This window comes from Microseira sp. BLCC-F43 (assembly GCF_041929235.1).
GTDB lineage: Bacteria > Cyanobacteriota > Cyanobacteriia > Cyanobacteriales > Aerosakkonemataceae > Microseira.
The window spans coordinates 1-22,582 of the sequence record NZ_JBHFNP010000224.1; the positions used below are offsets into that span (position 1 = coordinate 1).

Sequence of the window (22,582 nt, forward strand, 5' to 3'; positions counted from 1 at the left end):
ATTGTTCACTCGTCACCCACCCCACTTTCTCTTTGTGTGTTAGCCAAAATCGGTCGGGGGTGGGATTCCTCGCTCACCTGCTATCCCCCTCACCGCCAAGTGCTATCGCACTCTGGCGGGAGTACCCCGCAGTTCAGATGGAGATGGAAGTGTCGCTATAAAAAATATCACTACTAAATCGACTATAGCGTGAATTAAAATCCAAATATAGTTTCCAGATTGAGTTGCTAAATCGGTAAGAAACCCCTGGGTAGATGGACTTAAATTTGTTGCCGTTTTTTGCCCTCTGAAATTCAGTTATTTAATTAAAAATGAAGCGGATATAACTGTGCGTTTAAGCGCCAAATAATTCATCAATAAAAACCCGGGACAAACCAGAAGCAACCCTAGCTTTTCTTGGAGAGTAAACTTAAATTTTTTCGAGTAGATAAAAATCAATAAAGAGGCTAACGAAATCGCGGATAAACTCCAATACCAATTGATGGTTTCATGTAACTTGAACGCTAGATCGACTAGATCCTTAAAGCTTAAGTGATTCGCATTATTCATATTGAATTACCTTCCGATCAGACCGCTCAAAACTTCAACAAATTCACCGCTTTCTTTTTCACTTCTTCGCCGCCTCTATCGGACTTGGAAGTAACAGCAAAGCTGGAATGTCCCGCCAGTTTCTGCACCGTGACGAAGTTTCCCCCAGACCCAAAACCCGTTAACAGGTGATCTGCCCCAGCACTGGGAAGCGATCGCATTGAGGAATCTTCGGCATAACTTCACTTTATCCCCAGTCCAGCCGCCAACCTCTCACGCAGTTGTGTCGGGCGATCGCACTGCTCAAAGAGCAGTATGCTGTGGGGACAGTGACGGCGAAGATTATTTCGCCAAAACCCTTAGAGGACTCAAAACGAAGAACGTTGGCTATTCCAGGGATTTCCCGTCTTATTTTTGCTTGGTTTGTCCTTGGCAGCGTTAGATCACCTTTTTTCTTGGGATGGTGAAAAGCTGTTCGGAGGAGACTTTTACATGAAAGCCGTTAAAAATACGTTTAACTACATGGTTGGAGCTATTGGGACAGCAACTATAACCTTATGCGACTCTACTTCATTCGACACGGCGAAAGTGAAGCCAACCGCTTGCAGGTGATATCGAATCGTGGCGATCGCTACAGTTTGACAGCGAAAGGACAACAACAAGCCCGCACATTGGCTGAAAACCTCAAGCCGTTTCCTCTATCTACCATCTTTACCAGCCCTTTGCGTCGGGCGATCGAAACGGCAGAAATTCTGTCTGACGAACTGGGAGAGCCTTACCAAATCACCGATGCCCTCCGCGAGTATGATTGTGGCATTCTGGAAGGAAAATCTGACCAGGAAAGCTGGCGACTCCATCGGGAAATCGCTCAAGATTGGGTAGTTCAGCAGAACTGGCAACGCAAACTAGATGGGGGTGAGAGTTTTCTGGAAATCAAAAATCGGTTTGTGCCGTTCATTGAGCGACTGACTGAGGCAGAATTCCGCTCTGACAACCACATTTTACTGGTCGGGCATGGCGGTATCTTTCAACTGATGTTGCCCCTGCTGCTGACGAATATCGATCGCCACTTTGTCACTGAGCATGGCATCTGTCATACAGATTGCATCATCACCGAACCACAACCGGATGGGTTCAGATGTCTCCAGTGGGGTGAGATTCGCCTAGTATAAACAGTTACTTATGTATGGTGGCAAATAAGTAACTACACTTAAGTCATAGCTTCTACTCTCTATCCTATTCCTTTGGCATAAAAGCCTTAAAACCCTGATGAGTTAAGTTGGTTTGATAATCTATGTCTACTTCATATAACTTGGCTGATGCTCAACGGTTATTGATCAAACCATTCGAGAGATTTAGGTTTGCGATCGTTTTTGTCCTCGCTACAAGTTTGAGCCAGCTTGTATCATTTCCTAGCCTCTCAAGCAGCTTTTGACCAGCTCTGGGAGCGAAGTCAATTACAATATAGAATGGCTGCTGGAATCATTTCAGGAATGTTTCTCGGAACTTCTCAATGGCTGATTCTTCGTCAATATATATCAGATTGGAAATGGATTTTAGTCATGGGTCTGGGTCTGGCATCGATCGCATCCATCCAGACAGTTTCAGATCTGTGGATCAACTCACTTCTTTCTCCTGCTAATGCGGGATCTGGAGCGGGAATCTCTCTACTTCTTGTATTGACAGTTATCTTGCTAACCTCAATTGCAGCCATTTTGATTTATGGATACCTACAGTGGTATGTTTTGCGTCCATACGTTACTCAAGCCCGTTGGTGGATTCTGATTCCATTGATTGCAGTGCTATCAGGAGGCGTTCCACTTTTGCTTGGATTTTTAACTCGTGGCTGGTTGCGATTCAATCTGGACGTACTCTCGCTGACCCTGTTACCAACAACTCAAGCCATTGGCTTTTGCCTTCTTAAAAAGAAATCGGTCAGTCAGCATCCTTTACTTCAGTCTCCCTTAGCTTTAGCCACTGATATTGTTAACTATTGGGACATTCAAAGGTTAGAAAAGATCCTGGATTATAGGATTTCTCAAATCTGGAAAACCGATCTAAGAACATCCATCGGTCAACTGAACTATCTCGTCGGAGTTAACTGGAATGGAACGGTGATTGCTTATGAACCCATGAACCAAGCTTCAGCTGACAATGTTGACCAAACTCCACTACCTGAATTAGCTAGCGAGTCGAGTTCGGTGGCTTGGGAAACCGAAGCTTTAAAAGGCTTTGCCAAGTTTCAAGTTGTGTTTACTCCACCAAGTAGAGTTCAAATTTCCTCTTGGAGAGGTATTCCTCTGATTTGGCTTGGGGTGGCTGTTTATGCAGGAATTCTAGGGATTAGTATGTTATGTGCATGGTTACAGATTGATATCTTACACTTTAGAAAGAGCCATTTCTCTTTCTTGAGGTAAATTTGTCACCAAGCGATACTTAGTTTTCGTTTCTAATGGTAATAGCTCAGAATTGCCAGTCTGATCAAAAGCGGCTCGACTTCATCACCGGAATTTTGGCAGATTTAGCCGTTAATTGGCTCCATTTTGGGCACGGGCACTGATACGATGTTCCTGCATCATCTCAGCCCAAAGTGGCTCGATGAAGTGATAGGTCACCCACTGTTCCAGGTCGTGGTAGCGATCGCGCCCCTTGGGAGTCAGGATAAAGACATTGTCATCTTTTTCCAGATAGTTTGCCCACGCCAGCAGAGAGAACAGGGTTCGCCACCCCATTGCCAGCATTGTCCCAAAGCGATCTGCAAGAGCATCAGTATCGATAGAACCCGTGTATAACTGCCAGAACAGGGCATAGGCTGAAGATGGGAAGGCGGAAAGTTTCACAGTCCGGGCAATGGGAAGCTCTCCTGCCTGAACCTTCTCGATATAGCGGTCAATAGAGAAGTGGTTGACTAGAAACAAGCGCCCGGTGTAGGAAGCGCTACCCGCTCCCAGACCGAGGTAAAATGGGCGCGTAATGGAGGTATAATTGGGAGCTTGTTTGCGGTTAAATGTCCACACCGAGCGGCGTTCGTAGCCGTAACGGGAGGCAAGTTCCTCAGCCTTGTGCAATAGTATATGTTCCTGGCGGCGATCGTGACCCCCCTTACCAAAGGGCGTATAACCAAAACGCATCAGCGGATAAGTAGAAACCTGGTCGGCTCCTCTGATAAAGCAAGTTTCTAGGTCGTGCAGAAAGACCGTCTCATCCTCAAAAGCGACGTCGAAGATCAGGTCAATATCGACGCAAGCAAATCGACCTGCCACCCGATCGAGTGCCTGTTGGTTGTCTAGCACAGAATTGGGGCGCTTCAAGTGGCGGAGCATGTCGGCATTAAAAGACTGGACTCCCAGACTGATGAAAGTAATGCCCATCTTCTCGATCTGGTCGAGGCGATCGCCAGTGGCATGGGTAGGTAAGATTTCCATTGCCCGTTCGCCCTTAACAGGGATTTTCGCAACGAGCGAGGAGAGTTCATCGAGACACAGCGTTGGCGTTCCTCCACCGATATAGAGGGAGGTAAAAGGTGCTTCCAAATGCTTAACATAGCGAGTCACTTCCTCTTCCACTGCCATGAAGTAGCGACGGACGAGTTCGGGCTGGTAGACGATCTTGTTGTAGGGACAAAATGGACAAATAGACCGGCAAAAAGGGATATGTAAATAGGCTCCTGGCGGGCCAAGAAAAGAACGGAGAACCTCTTGGGTCAGCATAGAACATCCCTCCTGAGTTGAACTGGGGTTCGCACATGCAATTAATTCCTAATTCCTTTATACTTGGCTCCTGACACTGCACTTAAAAGCTCTGGACACTTCGAGCGCTGTCACGCGATCGCCGAACTTGAACTGGCCCCAGACAAATGGCAAGATTCCTCTGAATAACCTATACAGTTTGGAGGAGCGAGAAGAGTACAAAAAAGCTCATACAGCGTTTTCCGCTGTAATTACGTCTGCTTCGCGCATCGAGTATCCTTGCCATTTTCCTTACAAGGTTCAAACATAATTTTTTTAGCCAAAATTGCTTGTTTCGTCTGCATTGCTTTTTGCTGCACCTCCTGGGAAACCATCGCGCCAAACTTGCCCAGATGTAAAATTTCGGGATTTTCTAACCCAATCGTGTAAATCTCTCCTTTAAGATTCCCCTTCACCGCCAAATCTGCTAAATAAGCAATAGCCAAATCAATTCGCTTCACCGCACTGGTTAACACCGCCTTGGGCGCAACATCTAATTGATCAGCCGTATTCCCAAACGCAAATACACCCTTTTCCGCAGCAGTTTGCAGCACAGCAGGCGAGGCATTATCCAACCACTGATAAACCACATCCACTCCAGAAGAAATTAAAGCCAGGGTTGCTTCTTTCGCCTTCGCCGCATCATTCCAGTCACCCGTATAACTCGAAGCAATTTTAATATTCGGCTTCACAGACTTCGCCCCTAATTCAAATCCTCGCAATTCTTCATCTGTCGCTTGAAATGACTGTGCAGCAAGATAAGCCAATTGCCCCGATTTTGTCATCGCAGCCGCAATAATTCCGCAGACATAACTTGCTTGCAGGTGATCGATGCGTAACGAGGCAATATTATTTCCCTTGACGTTACCATTCACACCCACAAAAAAGGTATTGGGAAATTGCGCCGCTACTTGTTGAATTGCTGCATCAAATTGTCCGCCGTGGGCAAATACTACTTTATACCCTCGCCGCGCAAAGTCGGACATCGCTTCTGCTTGATCTGCTGGCTGGACTTTTTCTACATAAGCGGTTTCAATTCCTAGCTTTTCTTTCGCCGTTTGTACGCCTTGATAACCAGATTGATTCCAAGCTTTATCGGTGATAATTCCCGGTAAAACAATGGCAACTGGGAAATTTTTATCCGTTTTTGTGGTTTGGGTATTGCTGTTGCAAGCTTTCAGCAATAAACTCGTTCCCAATGCGGCCCAACTGTATAACAGGAATCTGCGCCGAGTTACGTTTTCTGTCATGGGCGAAGCTCTCCCATACTCCTCGATATGTAGTTATGTTAAACCTAACTGCGGAGTTTTGCGTTCGCGTTCGCTCAGCATTGCGGATGCGCGGATTCGTGCGGTCGGCATATCGCTTAACCCCGGATAACATGATGAATTAGCGCGTCAGACCGCCAACACCAGGGCAGCTGGCGCGTAAATCTACCCCGGTCTTGTTAAACTCAGCTTCCCAATGGGCATGATAAATGATGACGCTTAAACGCATTCAAGGAGAATGACTGGGATGAACATGCTGCCAGGTGGCGCGATCGCCGGATATCAAATTACCGAGCAACTTTACACGGGTTCGAGAACGTTAGTTTATCGAGCAATTCGAGAGTCTGACTTTAAGCAGGTGATTTTGAAGCTGCTGCGAAACGAAATGCCTACCTTTAGCGAGTTGGTGCAGTTTCGCAATCAGTACGCCATTATGCGTGGAATTACTGAGATATACAGTAGCAATTCGGGAATTATCCAACCTTATAGTCTAGAACCTTGCGGGAATGGCTACGTTCTCGTGATGGAAGACTTTGGCGGGATTTCTCTATCGCAATTTACCCAAGGACACCCGCTAGAGATCGCTACATTTGGTGCGATCGCAATTCAACTCACGGATATCCTGCACCACCTGTACCAACACCGGGTTATTCATAAAGATATTAAACCTGCCAATATCCTGATTCATGAAGAAACCAAACAAGTCAAATTAATTGACTTTTCCATCTCGTCACTTTTACCCAGAGAAACCCAAGAAATCCAAAATCCCAACGTTTTAGAAGGAACCCTTGCCTATTTATCACCAGAACAAACCGGACGCATGAATCGCGGGATTGATTATCGCAGCGATTTTTATTCCTTGGGGGTGACGTTCTATCAACTACTTGCTGGGAAACTGCCGTTTCAATCCGATGACCCAATGGAGTTAGTTCACTGTCACCTGGCAAAAACTGCACGACCGCTACACGAGGTCAATTCATCTGTGCCTGTCGTCTTATCACAAATTGTGGCGAAATTGATGGCAAAAAATGCCGAAGATCGCTATCAAAGTGCAATGGGATTGAAGCACGATTTGGAAACTTGTCTGCATCAATGGAAGGAAACGGGAACGATTGCGGAGTTTGAGATTGGGCAACAGGATAGGAGCGATCGCTTCATTATCCCAGAAAAACTTTACGGTCGAGAGACCGAAGTTGCCACCTTATTATCAGCCTTCGATCGCGTCGCTAACGGCAGCAGCGAACTGATGCTGGTTGCAGGCTTTTCCGGCATTGGCAAAACTGCCGTAGTGAATGAAGTTCACAAACCAATTGTGCGTCAGCGCGGCTATTTTATCAAAGGGAAATACGACCAATTTCAGCGCAACATTCCTTTCTCTGCCTTTGTCCAGTCCTGCCGCGATTTGATGGCGCAATTGTTGGGGGAAAGTAAGGCTCAACTCTCACAATGGCGAAGCAAAATCCTGCAAGCTGTAGGCGAGAACGGGCAGGTTATTATTGATGTTATTCCCGAACTGGAACGGATTATTGGCAAACAGCCACCGGTACCGGAATTATCCGGCAGTGCGGCGCAGAATCGGTTTAACTTGCTGTTCCAGAAGTTTATTCAAGTCTTTACTACTCTTGAGCATCCGTTGGTGATGTTTTTGGATGACTTGCAGTGGGCAGATTCGGCATCGCTTTCTTTGCTGAAACTGTTGTTGAGTGAAACGGAAACCGGATATTTGCTATTGCTGGGTGCTTATCGAGATAATGAAGTGTTTCCAGCACATCCGTTGATGTTGACGCTGGAGGAAATCAAAAAAGCAGGTGCAACGATTAACACAATTACCCTGGCAGCGTTGCATCGGGCAGATATTAATAAGTTGGTAGCAGATACGATCTTTTGCTCAAAAGAATTAGCGCAACCATTGACGGATATAACATATCATAAAACCAAGGGTAATCCGTTTTTTGCCACGCAGTTTCTTCAGGCATTGTATAGCGAACGCTTGATTGCATTCAACCAGAAAGAACAACACTGGGAATGCGATCTAGCGCAGGTAAAAGCCGCTGCCCTCACATCGGACGTGGTCGAGTTTATGGCAGCGCAGTTGCAAAAATTGCCTGACCAAACGCAAGAAATGCTGAAGTTAGCCGCTTGTATTGGCAACTCTTTTGATTTGACGACGTTGGCGATTGTGTCGGAAAAATCGCTAGTTGATGCGGCTGCGGATTTGTGGAAAGCGTTGCAGTCAGGGTTGATTCTGCCGATTAGTGAAACTTATAAGTTTTTCCAAAACAATGACGCAACATCTACTCAAGATATATCGGTTCCCTACAAGTTTTTGCACGACCGCGTTCAACAAGCTGCCTATTCACTCATTCCCGACGACCAAAAACAAACGACCCATTACCACATCGGACAACTGCTGCTGCAAAGTATATCAAAAGAAGCAAGAGTTGAGCGGATTTTTGAACTGGTCAATCAATTAAACTATGGAACTACTTTAATTACCGAACAAAAAGACCGAGATGAATTAGCCGAACTCAATCTGATTGCCTGTCGCAAAGCGAGAGTCGCCACCGCCTATCAAGCGGGGCGTGAATATGCCAGCATTGGATTGTCAATGCTAGGAGAAAAACCTTGGCAACAGCAATATGAAATGAGTCTAGCATTCCATGACTTAGGGGCTGAATTAGCTTCGCTATGCGGTGACTTTGAGGCAATGGATCGTTTGATTGAGATGGTGTTCGAGCAAGCACACACTTTACTTGAAAAGGTTAATGTTTACCACATCAGGATTCTAGCCAATTTCTCCCAGAATAAACTGACCGAAGCCATTGCCATTGCCCAACAACTCTTGCAACAGTTGGGTGTCACTTTTCCCGAAACACCCACAGAGCATGACATTCAACAGGCAATTGCAGAGATTGCACAACTGATTGGAGACAGGGAAATTGAAGACTTTGTTAACCTGCCGATGATGACGGAGGTGGAAAAAATCGCCATTGTTCAGATTACCAATAGCATCATAGCAGCCGCTTACATCTCTGGGTCTCCCTTGTTTCCATTGCTGGTTACCTTGTCAGTCAAGCTATCTATTCAATATGGAAATACATCAGTTTCCGCCTTTGGTTATGCTAGCTATAGCATCATTGCTTGTAATCTTTTGCAAGATGTGGATACAGGGGTAAAGTTCGGTCATTTGGCACTTCGGGTCGTCTCCAAAATGGATACTAAAGCTGTCAAGCCAGAGATATTCAGTGTGGTGGGATTATTCATATTACACCGCAAATCTCACATTAAAAAAACGCTACCGCTTCTGCAAGAGGGGTATGCGGCGGCGCTAGAAGTCGGAAACCTGGAATACGTCGGATATACTGCCCACAAGTTTTGCCTCAATTCTTTTTGGTCCGGTCAGCCCCTTGCTACCTTGGAGCAGGAGACTCGCGCCTACTGCAATGGATTGATGCAATTAAATCAACTGATAACAGCTAATTGGTGTCGCATCTATTGGCAATCTATTTTAAATTTGCTGGGGGTTGGGTCTGAGCCTAGTATTTTGTCTGGGGAAGCCCTCCAAGAAGCAGAATTTCTGCCCCTACTGCTCGAAGCCCATGACTTGTTTGGGTTGTATTTCTTTTATTTATACAAGCTGATGCTTTGCTACCTGTTTGGGGAAATTGAATCAGCTCAAAACCATGCAGTTGAGGTCAGACACTATTTAATGGCTGTTGTTGGAACTGTTGGTGAACCAGCATTTTATTTCTATGATTCTTTGACCGTTCTAGCAGCTAGTAGTCCACAATCAGAGAAGAGATCAGAGGCATTAGGGCGGGTGGAAGAAAACCAAACGCAATTACAACAGCACTGGGCGCACTATGCCCCCATGAATCACCAACATAAGGTTGACTTAGTAGAAGCGGAAAAATGCCGCGTTTTAGGCAAGAATTATGAAGCAGGAGATTGGTACGATCGCGCCATCTCTGGAGCCAAAGCCAACGGATACATCCAAGAAGAAGCACTTAGCAACGAACTCGCTGCTAAATTCTACCTCGACTGGGGTAAAGAAAAAGTTGCCGCAGGCTATATGCAAGCAGCCTACTACTGCTACGCCAAATGGGGAGCCAAAGCCAAAGTTGAAGATTTGGCAACCCGCTATCCGAAACTACTGAGTCCAATTTTGCAAAGATTGCAGATTAGCGATATCTCACCCCTCGCCACTTCGGTTAATACCCTTATTTCCCTGCACCAAACTGTCTCCAGTACTGCCACTTCTATCTCTAACCTGCTCGATCTCGGCACTCTCCTTAAAGCGGCTCAAACACTCTACAGCGAAATCCATCTCGATAAACTACTTGCTACTTTAATGCAAGTCATTGTCGAAAACTCTGGAGCCGATAAAGCGGCTCTATTTCTCGATCGCGACGGCGAGTTAGAAGTCGCTGTCGAATATTTAAATAATGCCATTGAGTGCTTGTCTCCCCAGTCTGTAAATGAGTGCTTGCACTTCCCATCAGCCGTGATTCACTATGTAGAACGCACCTTAGAAACCGTCATTACCGATGCTAAAACCCATCCCAGCATTGTTAGCGATCGCTATTTCACTCAACACCAACCCCAAAGTCTGTTGTGTACCCCCATTCTGAATCAAGGCAAGCTAATTGGCGTGTTGTATCTAGAAAACTCCCTCACCAGTCAAGCATTTACTAGCGAGCGCGTCGAATTGCTCAAATTCCTCTGTTCCCAAGCCGCAATTTCTCTACAAAATGCGCGACTCTATCAACAATCCCAAACTTATGCCGAACAACTGCGCCAGAAATCTCAGCAATTGGAGCAAACCTTACAAGAACTTCAAACAATGCAACTGCAACTGGTGCAGAAGGAAAAAATGTCGGCTTTAGGCAATTTGGTAGCAGGCGTAGCCCATGAAATCAACAACCCAGTTGGCTTCCTCAAAGGCAACATCCAACCTGCCCTCGACTATATCAAAGACTTGTTTGGCTTAATCGATTTATATCAAGAAAAATACCCCAATCCCGATGCGGAAATAGAAGATGAAATCGAAACAATTGATTTAGAATTCTTACGCGAAGATTTACCCAAATTGGTTAGCTCAATGCAAGAAGGAGTCGCTCGCATCGGTAACATCAGCACTTCACTGCGAACCTTCTCCCGTGCTGATAGCGACACTCCCGTTCCCTTCAACTTGCATGAAGGACTCGACAGCACGATATTGATTCTCAAACATCGGCTCAAAGCCAACGAAAATCGTCCAGAGATTAAAGTCATCAAAAACTACGGTCAGATTCCTAACGTTGAATGCTTTGCCGGACAACTAAATCAGGTGTTTATGAATATTCTGGCGAATGCCATCGACGCGCTGGAAGAGTCGAATATAGGCCGCAGTTTTGCAGAGATTAAAGCTGAGCCAAATTGGATTGCCATTACCACCGAATGCGTCGAAACTCAGAACGCAGTTTGTGTTAAAATTAGAGACAATGGCACGGGAATTCCCGCATCAGTGAAGCACAAGATTTTCGACCATCTGTTCACCACTAAAAGCGTTGGCAAAGGGACAGGATTGGGGTTAGCGATCGCCGATCAAATTGTGACTCAAAAACATAATGGTTTGCTCGAAGTCAACTCTACCCTCGGTCAAGGTTCTGAATTTATCATCACACTCCCTGTAAAAACAAATGTGTAGTTATGTTAAGGACTGGCAGTGGTGAGAGCGTTCGCTCCGTTCGTAGTAGGCGCTTGGGCGCCGTACCAAGATAAAATAATCAAATAGTTCAGTAGCTTATTGTCGTTCGTAGTAGGCGCTTTAGCGCCGTACCAAGATAAAATAATCAAATAGTTCAGTAGCTTATTGTTCTATGGATCGCGGCTACAAAGAAGATCTGGCTTACATTCACGATGTAGGATTTGGCACTTTCGCCACTCAATCCGCACCCGGATTGCTAGAAATATTGTGCCAACAAGGTATAGAAAAAGGTCTAATTGTCGATTTGGGATGCGGTAGCGGCATCTGGGCAAAAGCCCTCACCGAAGCCGGATATGATGTTTTGGGAATAGATATATCAGATGCGATGATAGATTTAGCCAAGAAAAAAGCACCAAAGGCTAATTTCCAAACAGCATCTTTACTGAGAGTCGAACTGCCAAAATGCGATGCCGTAACTTCAATCGGAGAATGCTTAAATTATCAATTTGACGAACATGGCTTAGGCGAAATAAAACAACTATTCGCTCGAATATACGAAGCATTACGCCCAGGCGGTCTATTTATTTTCGATATTCTGCAACCAGGATCTTTAACGGTTTCCAATCCCCACCAAACTTATTACGAAAGGGAAGAATGGGCAATTTTGCTGGAAAAAGAAGAGGATAAGAAAACAAGTACTTTAACTCGCAAAATGACTATATTCCGTCAAGTTGGCGAGCTTTATCGCAAAAGTGCAGAAATTCACCGCGTTAGATTGTATAAAAGTGCTGAAATTGCCAAAGAACTGCGGCAAGTTGGCTTTCGAGTCAAAATCATTCGCCGATATGGAGAGTTAACATTTAGAAAAGCTCACGTTGGATTTATCGCTACAAAAGTAGCTTAAAAGCGATTGCTGTGATGCGATCGCTCGCTAGCTTCCTCTTGGTGCTATCTGCGGTTGGTGAAGCAAGCAGTTCTGCCGTTTAGTGCTGCCAGTGATAGACTTAGAACAAAATGGCTACTTACTGAGCGAGGTCAGTATGAAGGCAGAGTTTACTCAGGTTTTTGAGTTAACCCTCTCAGAAAAATTGCAGCTTCTTGAAGACTTATGGGACAGCATTGCTTTGGTTCCAGAGCAAATACCTGTGCTTGACTGGCAAAAAGAAGAACTTGCAAGAAGAAAAGCAGTCTATTTGCAGAATCCTGGCTCAGGCAGTTCATGGGAAGCGGCTAAGGAACGAATTCGCAACAGACAGCATCGTGCTTAGAAATCTGATTATTCTGCCAGAGGCAGAACAAGATGTGGCTCAGGCTTACATTTGGTACGAAGAACAAGAACCTGGCTTGGGTGAAGAGTTTCTTCGTTGTGTTGATGCTTGTATTCAATTTATCCGGCGAAATCCTCAGATGTATGGGGTGGTTCACGAGAGCTATCGAAGGGCTGTAGTTCGTCGCTTCCCTTACGTAATTTTCTATGAAAATTTGGACAATACTATTATTGTCTACTCAGTTTTTCATTGCTCTCAAGACCCTAAGAAATGGCGTAGTCGGCTGTCATAGGAACAACCGAATGCGGCAGAACAAATCGGTCGATTCCTTGTTGCGATCGCGCAGCTAGCCCAAGGCATATCGCTCTACACTCTACCACACTTATCTTCCTCTGCTTCGATTACAGCTTGTGGCAGTGTTTGAGAGTTATATTTGACAAAATGAAGTTTAGGAGTTCAGTCATGGCTACTATCGATATGACCTTCCCTCTTTGGGGTTTAGTAATTTTCATCCTGTGGACGATTGCTGTCGTTATCCTTCTGCTCACAGTCAGGATTCGGCATCTATCTGCTGGTGGATCTGTAAAAGATTTCGCCACACCCAACGACGAAAGCTTGCTTTGGCGACTATTTCGGGTGCAGTCCAACTTGGTAGAGAACCTTCCTTTGTATATAGGAGTTGTGTTCCTCCTGACAGTTCGGGGCGTATCTGGAATCGCAGTAGATTCGCTTGTTGTTGTATACATCGTATTTCGGCTTATACACTCAGCGATTCACATAGCGGGTATCGATCCATTTTTTAGGTTCTTATGCTTAGTTATTCAGTTAGGTTGCTTGGTTACCTTAACTGGTCTGGCAATTTTCTAGTTTTGGATGGGTGGATCAAGTTTTGGTAGGATTAAATCAAAGGATTTAGCGCCGAGATGGGTATAGAAGAACTCTCAATCGCTCGCTTGACAACAGATGAATGGGAAAAAGCACAAGCAAGCATTACGCTGTTTTGGGATACAGCACCTAGTCAAGAAACAATTGTCAAATTTCTCAGCAATTCTCAAAACATTTTGTTGTCAGCAGAGTTAGATGATGCGCTAGTCGGTCAACTCATTGGTTATATTCTCGATCGCTGGGATAAAAATGAACCAATGTTATTTTTGTATTCAATCGATGTGGCAGAAACCTACCAACGAAGAGGAATTGGGAAAGCATTAATCGCAGCCGTCAGAAAAATTGGTCGGATAGAGGGTTGCTCTGAAGCATTTGTGTTAACGAATGAAAGCAATCTTCCAGCTATGCAGTTGTATCAATCTACAGGCGGAAAAAAATCATACCCAGATGATGTTGTGATGTTTGAGTACGATTGAGGTAGCAAGAGATGGCATCATTACAGGAATTTATGGCGGAAAATAAGCAGAGCGATATTTTGGCGATCGCTCAATACATAGAAGCTCATATTGCGCTCAACTGGCAAACCTTAATTCACAAGAATATTGATAAGTTAGTGGGCGTATTCAACAAAGCCGGTGATATGGCATATGGAATGTATCTAGGCTGGCTATTTCTAACAGTACACAAGCAGCTTAAACAAGCTCAATTGCATCCCGAACCCAGATTTCCTGGCGATTTCAACATCTCAAGAGAATGGGGTAATCAAGAACAAACCGACCAACAACGTTGGATGTGGAGTACCATCAATTCAGCAGAAGGAAAGCCACTGGGAACCATTGTTACCATTACTTTTCACGACCACACGCAGTTTCGCATCCCTCAAAAACCCCAGATTATCGCCTTAACAGAAACAACTAAGGAAGCTATTGTAGAGGCGCTGTCGCAACGTTCCTCTGATTTCAAGAATGCACTTGAATTCAAGATTGAATATGCAGAATACTTCCAAAGTTTAGAGCGTGTTTAAGCGAATTCAAAGTCCCCCTTTTTAAGGGGGATTTAGGGGTATCGGTTCAAAGTCCCCCTTTTTAAGGGGGATTTAGGGGTATCGGTTCAAAGTCCCCCTTTTTAAGGGGGATTTAGGGGGATCTCCAACCAGTATAGCGGGTTGCAAGTTGGTTGAATACACCTGTTTACGGTGTGGGTTTTACCAATCAATTCACCGAACCACGAGATATCTCTTTAAACCCGCAAGGGCTGTATTTGATCAAGTCGCAACCCGCTATAAAGATAATGCGAACAACTTTTCAAACCCCCTTTTAGAAAATTAAAACTCTACAAATCCAAAAGTTCCTATCATGTCAATCTCCGAAAAACCAGAACTTTCCCCACTGACTGCCAGAGCAGTAGCAGCAGCGGTATCTGTTGCTACTGCCCACGGCGTAAGTGTTAACGACCCCCACGTACTTGCTGATGCTTATTCGGTGAGAATCCATCTGCGACCTGCACCAATCGTTGCCCGTATAAGTACCATCACCTCTTTGCTACGCTCTCCGATCGAATCATGGCTTTTGCGTGAAATTTCCGTGGCTGAATTTCTGAGATCAAAAGGCGCGAACGTAGTCCCACCCAGCGATATTTTGCCACCAGGGCCGCACTATTATGATGGGCTGTTTATGACCTTCTGGCGCTACTTCCAACCAGTATCTGATGCCTTACCAGAGTCTGCAATTGTGGGAAGAATGCTAGCCGAATTGCACGCCGTTTTGCGCGATTATCCTGGCGATTTACCGCTTTTAGCACCGCCATTTAACGATATTCCACGCGGACTTGAGCGGATTGAAAGTGCTGGCGACATCCTTCCCAAGAGCGACCTAATGTTGCTACAAGAAACTTACAATCGCTTGCTTCCTCAGTTGAGCAATTCAGTTGATTTGTTGCAGCCATTGCACGGTGATGCCCATGCTTTCAATTTAATTCCAACTGCGGATGGATTGCTGTGGAACGATTTTGAGGATACTTGCATCGGTCCGGTTGCTTGGGATTTGATTAACCTTGACGACGCGGGGAGGGCAGCTTATCCAGACGCCCCCGACTCTGCGACACTGGAACCGTACATCAAGATGCGGCAGCTACATGGAATCGTGTGGGTATATGCGTTGCTGCCTGAGTTTCCTAACTGGCTCGAATATGCCAAAATTATGCTTGATGATTTGCGAGAGCGATCGCAACGGTTATATTAGTATCTGTTTCCTCCTTAGTGACGGTGCGATAGGCCGAGCAAAAAGTTCTTTCACTTCCCAATCCTCGGAGTATTTTTCATATGCTTCAAAGACTATATGTAAACAACTTCAGATGCCTAGAAAATTTTGAACTGAACCTAGAGGGGCTGCCATCTGCTCTTTTGATTGGCAAAAATGGTTCAGGTAAATCAACTATTGGCAAAGTATTAGAAATATTTCAGTCCATCAGTCGAGGCATCAATAGAATGCGCGATCTTGACAAACCACCATTTGAACTTATTGGCCCGAAAGATTTCGCTCGTGGTAGATCCGATGTCCCGATCCGCTTTGAAATAGAAGCATTACTAAACGAGAAATTATACAAATATGTCCTTGCCTTGGAGTTACCAGAAAATTTTAGAGAACTTCGAGTTCTTGAAGAGCAACTGCTAGTTGCAGGAGAGCCAATTTACTCTCGAAAAGAAGCCCAAGTCACTCTTCACACCAGTTCGCGAAGTCGTGAAGCTGAGTTTCGGCTAGATTGGCATCTTGTCGCCCTTCCAGTGATTCAAGATCAATCAGACACTCCGCTTCATATTTTCAGGACTTGGCTTGCTCGCATGATTATTTTAGCCCCAATCCCAAGCTTGATGACAGGAGACTCCAACGGCGAAACATTGGAGCCAAAGCGGGATGGTTCAAACTTTGGGGAGTGGATTTCTGGGCTACTCAGTCGCTATCCTGCCGCCTACACACAGGTTGATAAATATCTCCGAGAAGTTATGCCTGACATTCAGGATTTTTTGAATCAACTGATCGGCAAAGACTCCAAAAGCATGATTGTTAGGTTTGAAAAAAATAATGCGAATCTGAGTGTTGACTTTGAAGACTTATCTGACGGAGAGAAATGCTTTTTTCTTTGTGCTGTCGTCTTAGCTGCCAACAAATCATACGGGCCACTTTTTTGTTTCTGGGACGAGCCTGACAACTATCTCTCTTTGTCAGAGGTGGGACATTTTGTTATATCACTGCGACGCTCATTTAAGAATAGTGGTCAAATTTTGGTGACCTCACATAATGAGGAAGCAATCCGAAAGTTTTCAGATGAAAATACATTTGTCCTCGATCGCAAAAGCCACTTAGAACCAACTTTGATTGGATTGCTCAGTAAGATACCTGTCAGAGGAGATCTTGTCGATACATTGATTATGGGCAATATAGAATTATGAGCGTGAATAGGGATAAACCGTGCCTTTTTGTGTTGCCTGAAGATGATGCTAATCGCCAGATTGTAAACGGATTTCGTCTTAATCCAAACCTTAACGACCGTGCTATTCAAGTCCTGCCGCCTGCTCGTGGTTGGAAAAAAGTTGTTGAGAAATTTACTAAAGAACATGCCCCTGAGATGCGGCAATATTCAGAGATAATGATTGTTTTCCTGATTGATTTCGATGAAAGTGAAAATCGGTTGAGTTATGTCCAGAGTCAGATTCCAGACGATCTAAAAGAAAGAGTATTCGTTCTGGGAGTGTTATCTGAACCAGAGCGTCTAAAGAAAGACATTAACAAGAATTTTGAGAAGATAGGAGAAGCTCTTGCAAAAGATTGCTCCGATAATACGAATGAATTATGGGGGCATCCTCTTCTTGAACACAATAAAGCCGAGTTAGATCGGATGATTTTAGCTGTAAAACCATTTCTGTTTAATTAACAACAACATCTCCTTTTACAAATCCTGCCAAGCTTCATCCTCCTCTGGCTTTAACCAATCTTTCTGAAGAGAAGATTCACTCAGGATACTCACCTCTAAATTGTCTTGTAAATGTTTCATTTTGAGAACCTGTAGAAAATCTAGAACTTCTGGCAGCATAAATTCTGGGGTTTGCTCAAGTTCCTTAAGTAACAATTCTTTTACACTCAGCTTGGCTTGCATAGAGCAAAGGTAGGCAGCGACTTCTCTTTTATTGTACTTTCTGAGGAACTAAAGCGCAAAAAAGAAAGGTGCGTTAGCGACAGCGTAACGCACCCTACACAATTTTAACTGCCCAACAGAGAACGATAACATGGGGTTAGATGCTCGACGGTAGTTGATTTCTAGTTGCTCCACACTTCTTTTGAGGAGCTATCTTTAATTGCCCAGACATATCGGTTGCGATCGCACAGTATTTTTCACCACCCGATCATACACTACCGATGCCACCGGACATGATATGAGAGACAATCCGAGCAAGTAGGTCATCGTTAAGCCGAGACAAGCAATTGCTCCTAAGGACTAACACTTAAATCATCCTTGTGTTTGATCACCAATAGGGTAATATCATCAAACACCTTTTGTTCTCCAATAAATCGCCGCAGGTCTTCAATTACGGCTTGCTTGATTTGTTCGACATCCAAATGCCAATGAGAGCTAATTACGTCACACAGCCTTTCCAGTCCGTAGAAGTTTTTATGGATATCTATGGCTTCCGGAATGCCATCCGTATACAGAACTACCCCATCTCCGGGCTGTAACTCCACCGTTGTATGGCTAATTAAATCTGTAATATCCTCATCTAAACCAATGAACATTCCTAACTCGATTGTCTCCACCCGTTCCACAGCACCGGACTTTCTCACCACTAAAGTTTCTTCATGGAAACCACTGATACTGAGCAGACCAGAAGCATAGTTGAGAATAGCGAGGGTCAGGTTTTTCTCGGAATTCATCCGTTGCACGTTTTTATAAATCGTGCGGTTTAAGGTATCTAAAAATTTCACCGGGTCGTATTCTTGTACTTCCTTGAGCGTTCGCACAGCGGTTTGAGTCATCAGCATCAGCAGACCACTTTCTAATCCGTGTCCCGTTACGTCACCAATCCCTAAAGTGACAATACCTTCTGTCTCGAGTACGTCATAATAATCACCTCCTACTTCATCGGCAGGAGCCATATAACCAGCAATATCTAAACCTTGAATATTTTCGAGTTCTTCAGGTTTAGGCAGGAGCATCTGCTGAATTTGACGTGCAACATCAAGTTCTGCTCCCATTCGCAGGTTTTCCTGCTTCAGCTTCTGGTTGAGGGCGATAATTTCTTCGTTAGCGGTGGCGAGTTCGGAGGTGCGTTCTTTGACTTTGCTTTCCAAGGTAGCATTGGCATGGCGTAAATCGGCTTTGGCTTTGTCATTTTCGCTGAGTACTGCACCTAACAAGAGAGTTGTAAGAGCAATAACACCAACAAAGGAATCCAGCAGTAGCAAGGATTCATTTTGGGAATTGCGAACAAAGTAGCCAAAGCCTTTTGCTGTTCCGACTACGGCAATTGAGCAAACGATAACGGTTAGTAAGGTAGAGCCGGGTTGATGGAAGCGAAAGGCTGCCCAAACGATTAGGGGAATGAGCATGAATTCGATTGGATAGGTGCTGCCAAAAGCAATGCGGCTGACAGCAATGACCAAGAAGAATAAAACGGCTGCTTCCATCCACCGTTTTTTAAACCGTTGGACTGCCTGCCTGCTGTTCTGACTCCAGGCTAGGAATAAAGGAGTGAAGATTAGAACGGCAAACTGCTCGGAAAGTGTCCAGGTTAAGACAACTGTGGGGTAGAGCGACCAGGGTATTTTGCCATAAAAACAGAGGATAGTGGGAGACATGATTCCTGAAGGCAGACAACCGATAAATGCTCCCACAATCATAAAAATTACAACATCTTTTACCTGATTTAGGATGTAGCGATTGCCGATCAACCGTCGTACCAGATAAGCCGCAAAGATGCTGATAAATGTCTCTGATACGGTAACCCATAACGTAGTGACAAATCCATAGGACGATAACTGACCCAAGTAGCAGCCAACAAACACTCCTATCCACATGGGATAGCCCCATATCAAAGTAGCTGCCAGTGAAGTTCCCGCAGGTGGCCATAGAGGGACAACATCACCAGGTAGGGTAATAAAGGCAAGGGCTAACTTAGCAGTCGCATAGTAGGCGATCGCAACCAGAGCCGTTTTCAACCAAAAGTTCCAGTCCCTAAAAGATGAAGGAAAAAGTTTTCTTAAAAATGGGTTAACTTTCATATTTTCTAACACTTTAATTATTTCTTCACTTTGATGGCTGTCAATCGCCTCAATTAAGGCTCCTCGGTCAATATTGCTGACTACTGTAACAAATTTTCTTTGACCTTTAAGCCTGCTAAACTCATCCAGACTTAGACGTTCAGGATCGCCCCAATCTTTTTTTTTCGGCGGCTAATCCGATGAAAAATTCCTTGGACTTCTTCGGCACTAATGCCTTCATTTCTACTGACTTGTTCGGTGGCTAGCTGTTTAACTTGTTCATAAATATATAATTCATATCTTTGGGTGTACTTTCGCCCCATCTCCATCCACTCTAAACGTTCTGTATAATATCTTCAACAGTGATGACAATAAAATTGTCGCCGGAGAACTTGTAGATAAACTTCTTGCCCACAGATAGCTAAATCCCGCACCAAAAAAAATTGTGCGCGTTTGATTGATATCATCCGTATAGGTTTGGCAATGTGGGCAAACCGTCCCTTCATTTAAAAACTGGAGTTTTAGAATAATGAACTTTTGCTCTTGATAACAAATAAAACCTGTCACATTCGGTAAATTTAACAGCGCATCTAAATGAAAGTCCATCACTAAGTTAGCCCAATCAACAGACTTAACTGCATCAGTCGATTTTTTCAAGATAATTAACTAGCTTGTTTTAGGGAAAGGGCTAATACTTATAGCGAGGATGCGAGCTGGTTAATTATCTTCAGTTTAATGACTTGGCCTGGATATTTCGTAGCTTATGTTACTTTTTACACCTCGACCCCGAAAGACCCGTTCCTTAAGTAACAATTCTTTTACACTCAGCTTGGCTTGCATAGAATCAAGGTAGGCAGCGACTTCTCTTTTATTGTACTTGCTGGGAAATAAGGTGCGTTACGCTGTCGCTAACGCACCCTACAGGGTTTTAGCTGCCTAACAGAGAACGATAGCGCCCTAAAGCTGTTAGCGGGAAATGTTGAAAATACAGATGATACTTCAGATAAAAGTGGCAGGGGAAACCCGTACCTGTAAAGTAATCTTCATCCCAAGTACCATCGGCGCGTTGAGTTTCAACTAAATAATTAACTCCCCGTTCAATCATTTCTTTGGCATAGTTTCCAGTTGCTTCGCCTGCTGCTAATAAACCAATTAATGCCCACGCAGTTTGAGAGGCGGTACTCTCTCCTTTTCCTTTCAAACTGGGGTCATTATAACTGCGGCAAGTTTCGCCCCATCCCCCATCTTTGTTTTGGCAGTTACCTAACCACGCTGCACCGCGTTCGATATTTTGCCGATGAGATTTCGGCGCAACTAAAGCAAGTGCAGCGAGTACACCGCTGGTGCCATAAATATAGTTAACTCCCCAACGTCCAAACCAGCAACCTTCTGGTTCTTGTTCTTTGGCGAGATAAGCTAAGGCGCGATTAAAGTTGTAATTATCGATCGATAAATCGCAACGCCCCAACATTTCTAAAACCCGCGCCGTCACATCTGCGGTGTTGGGATCGATCATCGCTTTTAAATCGCCATAAGGCACGGCATTCAGCCAATCTGCATTATTATTGAGGTCAAAAGCTGCCCAACCTCCATCAACGCATTGCATCGAAGCAACCCAATTTAAGGCGCGGATAATTGCCTGTTTCTTCAAATTTTCATTCGGCAATTTCACCCCTTGCAACGCCATCATGACAACTGCGGTATCATCCACATCGGGATAGAAGCGATTTTCAAATTCAAACGCCCATGCGCCCGGTTTTCCAACTTTATTTTTAACCGCCCAATCGCCATAGGAAAGAATTTGTTTCTCGATTAACCATTCTCCACCTTTCACTACAGCAGGATGATCCGAGGCGAGTCCAGAATCAACTAATCCGCGCATGACTAACGCCGTATCCCAAACGGGGGAAATACAACAATTCATGCGATAAGTATCTTCGGTTTCAATCGCAAATCCATCTACCGCTTTTAACCCTCGTTCCACAAACGGATCTGCCGGATCGTAATTTAAGCAGCGCAATGCTAACAGGGAATTTAACATCGCGGGAATAATTCCACCCCAGTCGCCGGTTACTTCTTGGCGTTCCAATACCCATTTTTCGGCGGCTTTAATTCCTTCTTCGCGGAAGGGAACTAAATTTAAGTTTTCCGCTAATTTAAAGGCATTGTCTAGGTAAATAAAGATATCCGTCCAATCATTGTTGCGGGGTAATTCAAACTTGGCGTTTTCAATCCCTTCTGCATAAAGTTCGTCCAAATTAATCGCCGGATCTATTTTAAAAATCGGCTTGCGGTCAAATACAATTAATAAAGGAACCGTACTACTGCGCGCCCAACTCGACATTTCGTAAATCGGGAAAGATTCCGGTAGCAACATAATTGAAGGCGGAATCGAAGGAACCCCGCGCCAGTTGTAACACCCAATTAATGCCAGGTGGAGTTTAGTAAAAATGCGCGTTTTGCTAATACCGCCCCGCTCTAAGATAAACTTACGCGCCTTCACCATCGCGGGGTCATTTTCTGATACACCCAGCAACTTCAGCGCCATATACGCTTCTACCGATGCGCTGATTTCTCCCCCATCGCCGTAGTATAATTCCCATCCGCCATGTTCTCGCTGTTCTCTGCGGAGATAGGTTTCGACTTTGTGCAAGGATCGCGTTTTGTCTGTTCCCCAAATTTTGTGCAGGAGAACGACTTCTGCGGTAATGGATACGTTCGATTCTAATTCTGCCCACCAGTAACCCTCTGGATTTTGAATCGAGAGCAGGTAGTTTTGAGATGCTGCGATCGCACGCTTTACCTTAGTCTCAGTCGTAGTCCTGTCTTGAGTCTGCATGTTTATCGTTCACTCTACAACGTGGTCGGTCATTAGCTATCGGTCAGTAATAATAACTAATGACTAATAGATTATTACAAAATTTGAAGTACCCCTGCACGGCATCTGAACATCTTCGAGTGAGTC

At 44.6% G+C, this 22,582-nt stretch carries 20 protein-coding genes; 12 read left to right on the plus strand and 8 right to left on the minus strand.

The features are described 5' to 3' along the window. Positions 1–575 precede the first annotated feature (575 nt). Positions 576–749 carry a hypothetical protein gene (locus ACE1CM_RS29495; protein ID WP_374882414.1) on the minus strand — a complete coding sequence of 58 codons (174 nt, stop codon included), beginning with the start codon at positions 747–749 and terminating at the stop codon, positions 576–578. Between the two features lie 336 nt (positions 750–1,085). On the opposite strand from ACE1CM_RS29495, the gene ACE1CM_RS29500 reads away from it, so the two are divergent. Together ACE1CM_RS29500 and ACE1CM_RS29505 are read left to right on the plus strand one after the other, a co-directional pair. Continuing rightward, positions 1,086–1,700: a histidine phosphatase family protein gene (locus ACE1CM_RS29500; RefSeq protein ID WP_374882415.1), complete on the plus strand. Its 615-nt coding sequence runs from the start codon at positions 1,086–1,088 to the stop codon at positions 1,698–1,700. Between the two features lie 297 nt (positions 1,701–1,997). After that, complete coding sequence (locus tag ACE1CM_RS29505) at positions 1,998–2,945, plus strand: hypothetical protein (RefSeq protein WP_374882416.1); 948 nt, start codon at positions 1,998–2,000, stop codon at positions 2,943–2,945. Positions 2,946–3,056: 111 nt separating this feature from the next. On the opposite strand, the gene ACE1CM_RS29510 is transcribed toward ACE1CM_RS29505, so the two are convergent. Together ACE1CM_RS29510 and ACE1CM_RS29515 are read right to left on the minus strand one after the other, a co-directional pair. Continuing rightward, complete coding sequence (locus ACE1CM_RS29510; protein ID WP_374882417.1) at positions 3,057–4,238, minus strand: radical SAM protein; 1,182 nt, start codon at positions 4,236–4,238, stop codon at positions 3,057–3,059. Positions 4,239–4,468: 230 nt separating this feature from the next. Beyond that, positions 4,469–5,506, minus strand: coding sequence for a BMP family protein (locus ACE1CM_RS29515; RefSeq protein ID WP_374882419.1), 1,038 nt, complete (start codon positions 5,504–5,506; stop codon positions 4,469–4,471). 256 nt (positions 5,507–5,762) lie between these two features. On the opposite strand from ACE1CM_RS29515, the gene ACE1CM_RS29520 reads away from it, so the two are divergent. The 10 genes from ACE1CM_RS29520 to ACE1CM_RS29565 all read left to right on the plus strand — a co-directional run bounded on the left by ACE1CM_RS29520 (position 5,763) and on the right by ACE1CM_RS29565 (position 17,296). Then, entirely contained in the window at positions 5,763–11,213 is a 5,451-nt protein-coding gene (locus ACE1CM_RS29520) for an AAA family ATPase (RefSeq protein WP_374882420.1), read from the plus strand. Between the two features lie 172 nt (positions 11,214–11,385). After that, the gene (locus tag ACE1CM_RS29525; RefSeq protein WP_374882421.1) at positions 11,386–12,117 is read left to right on the plus strand and encodes a class I SAM-dependent methyltransferase; all 732 of its coding nucleotides are present in this window, start codon (positions 11,386–11,388) and stop codon (positions 12,115–12,117) included. A gap of 136 nt (positions 12,118–12,253) precedes the next feature. Then, positions 12,254–12,481, plus strand: coding sequence for an addiction module protein (locus tag ACE1CM_RS29530; protein WP_374882422.1), 228 nt, complete (start codon positions 12,254–12,256; stop codon positions 12,479–12,481). Further along, entirely contained in the window at positions 12,474–12,773 is a 300-nt protein-coding gene (locus ACE1CM_RS29535; RefSeq protein ID WP_374882423.1) for a type II toxin-antitoxin system RelE/ParE family toxin, read from the plus strand. Before ACE1CM_RS29530 ends, ACE1CM_RS29535 begins: the two co-directional genes overlap by 8 nt. A gap of 170 nt (positions 12,774–12,943) precedes the next feature. Further along, positions 12,944–13,348 (plus strand): MAPEG family protein, encoded by a 405-nt coding sequence (locus ACE1CM_RS29540; protein WP_374882424.1) that lies wholly within the window; start codon positions 12,944–12,946, stop codon positions 13,346–13,348. A gap of 56 nt (positions 13,349–13,404) precedes the next feature. Next, positions 13,405–13,842 carry a GNAT family N-acetyltransferase gene (locus ACE1CM_RS29545; protein ID WP_374882425.1) on the plus strand — a complete coding sequence of 146 codons (438 nt, stop codon included), beginning with the start codon at positions 13,405–13,407 and terminating at the stop codon, positions 13,840–13,842. Positions 13,843–13,853: 11 nt separating this feature from the next. Continuing rightward, positions 13,854–14,390: a DUF6022 family protein gene (locus tag ACE1CM_RS29550; protein ID WP_374882426.1), complete on the plus strand. Its 537-nt coding sequence runs from the start codon at positions 13,854–13,856 to the stop codon at positions 14,388–14,390. A 331-nt stretch (positions 14,391–14,721) separates the two neighbouring features. After that, positions 14,722–15,606, plus strand: coding sequence for a phosphotransferase (locus ACE1CM_RS29555; protein WP_374882427.1), 885 nt, complete (start codon positions 14,722–14,724; stop codon positions 15,604–15,606). 80 nt (positions 15,607–15,686) lie between these two features. Further along, positions 15,687–16,814 carry an AAA family ATPase gene (locus ACE1CM_RS29560; RefSeq protein ID WP_374882428.1) on the plus strand — a complete coding sequence of 376 codons (1,128 nt, stop codon included), beginning with the start codon at positions 15,687–15,689 and terminating at the stop codon, positions 16,812–16,814. Continuing rightward, positions 16,811–17,296 carry a hypothetical protein gene (locus tag ACE1CM_RS29565; protein ID WP_374882429.1) on the plus strand — a complete coding sequence of 162 codons (486 nt, stop codon included), beginning with the start codon at positions 16,811–16,813 and terminating at the stop codon, positions 17,294–17,296. Before ACE1CM_RS29560 ends, ACE1CM_RS29565 begins: the two co-directional genes overlap by 4 nt. Before the next feature lie 15 nt (positions 17,297–17,311). Here ACE1CM_RS29565 and ACE1CM_RS29570 read toward each other — a convergent pair whose 3' ends face one another. From ACE1CM_RS29570 to shc, 5 genes are all read right to left on the minus strand, one after another. After that, positions 17,312–17,518 (minus strand): hypothetical protein, encoded by a 207-nt coding sequence (locus ACE1CM_RS29570; protein ID WP_374882430.1) that lies wholly within the window; start codon positions 17,516–17,518, stop codon positions 17,312–17,314. A 332-nt stretch (positions 17,519–17,850) separates the two neighbouring features. Next, complete coding sequence (locus tag ACE1CM_RS29575; RefSeq protein WP_374882431.1) at positions 17,851–19,575, minus strand: MASE1 domain-containing protein; 1,725 nt, start codon at positions 19,573–19,575, stop codon at positions 17,851–17,853. A 194-nt stretch (positions 19,576–19,769) separates the two neighbouring features. Beyond that, positions 19,770–19,940 carry a transposase family protein gene (locus tag ACE1CM_RS29580; protein WP_374882432.1) on the minus strand — a complete coding sequence of 57 codons (171 nt, stop codon included), beginning with the start codon at positions 19,938–19,940 and terminating at the stop codon, positions 19,770–19,772. A gap of 33 nt (positions 19,941–19,973) precedes the next feature. Beyond that, positions 19,974–20,123, minus strand: coding sequence for a transposase family protein (locus ACE1CM_RS29585; protein ID WP_374882433.1), 150 nt, complete (start codon positions 20,121–20,123; stop codon positions 19,974–19,976). Positions 20,124–20,545: 422 nt separating this feature from the next. Then, the gene (gene shc, locus ACE1CM_RS29590) at positions 20,546–22,456 is read right to left on the minus strand and encodes a squalene--hopene cyclase (RefSeq protein ID WP_374882434.1); all 1,911 of its coding nucleotides are present in this window, start codon (positions 22,454–22,456) and stop codon (positions 20,546–20,548) included. Positions 22,457–22,582: the final 126 nt, after the last annotated feature.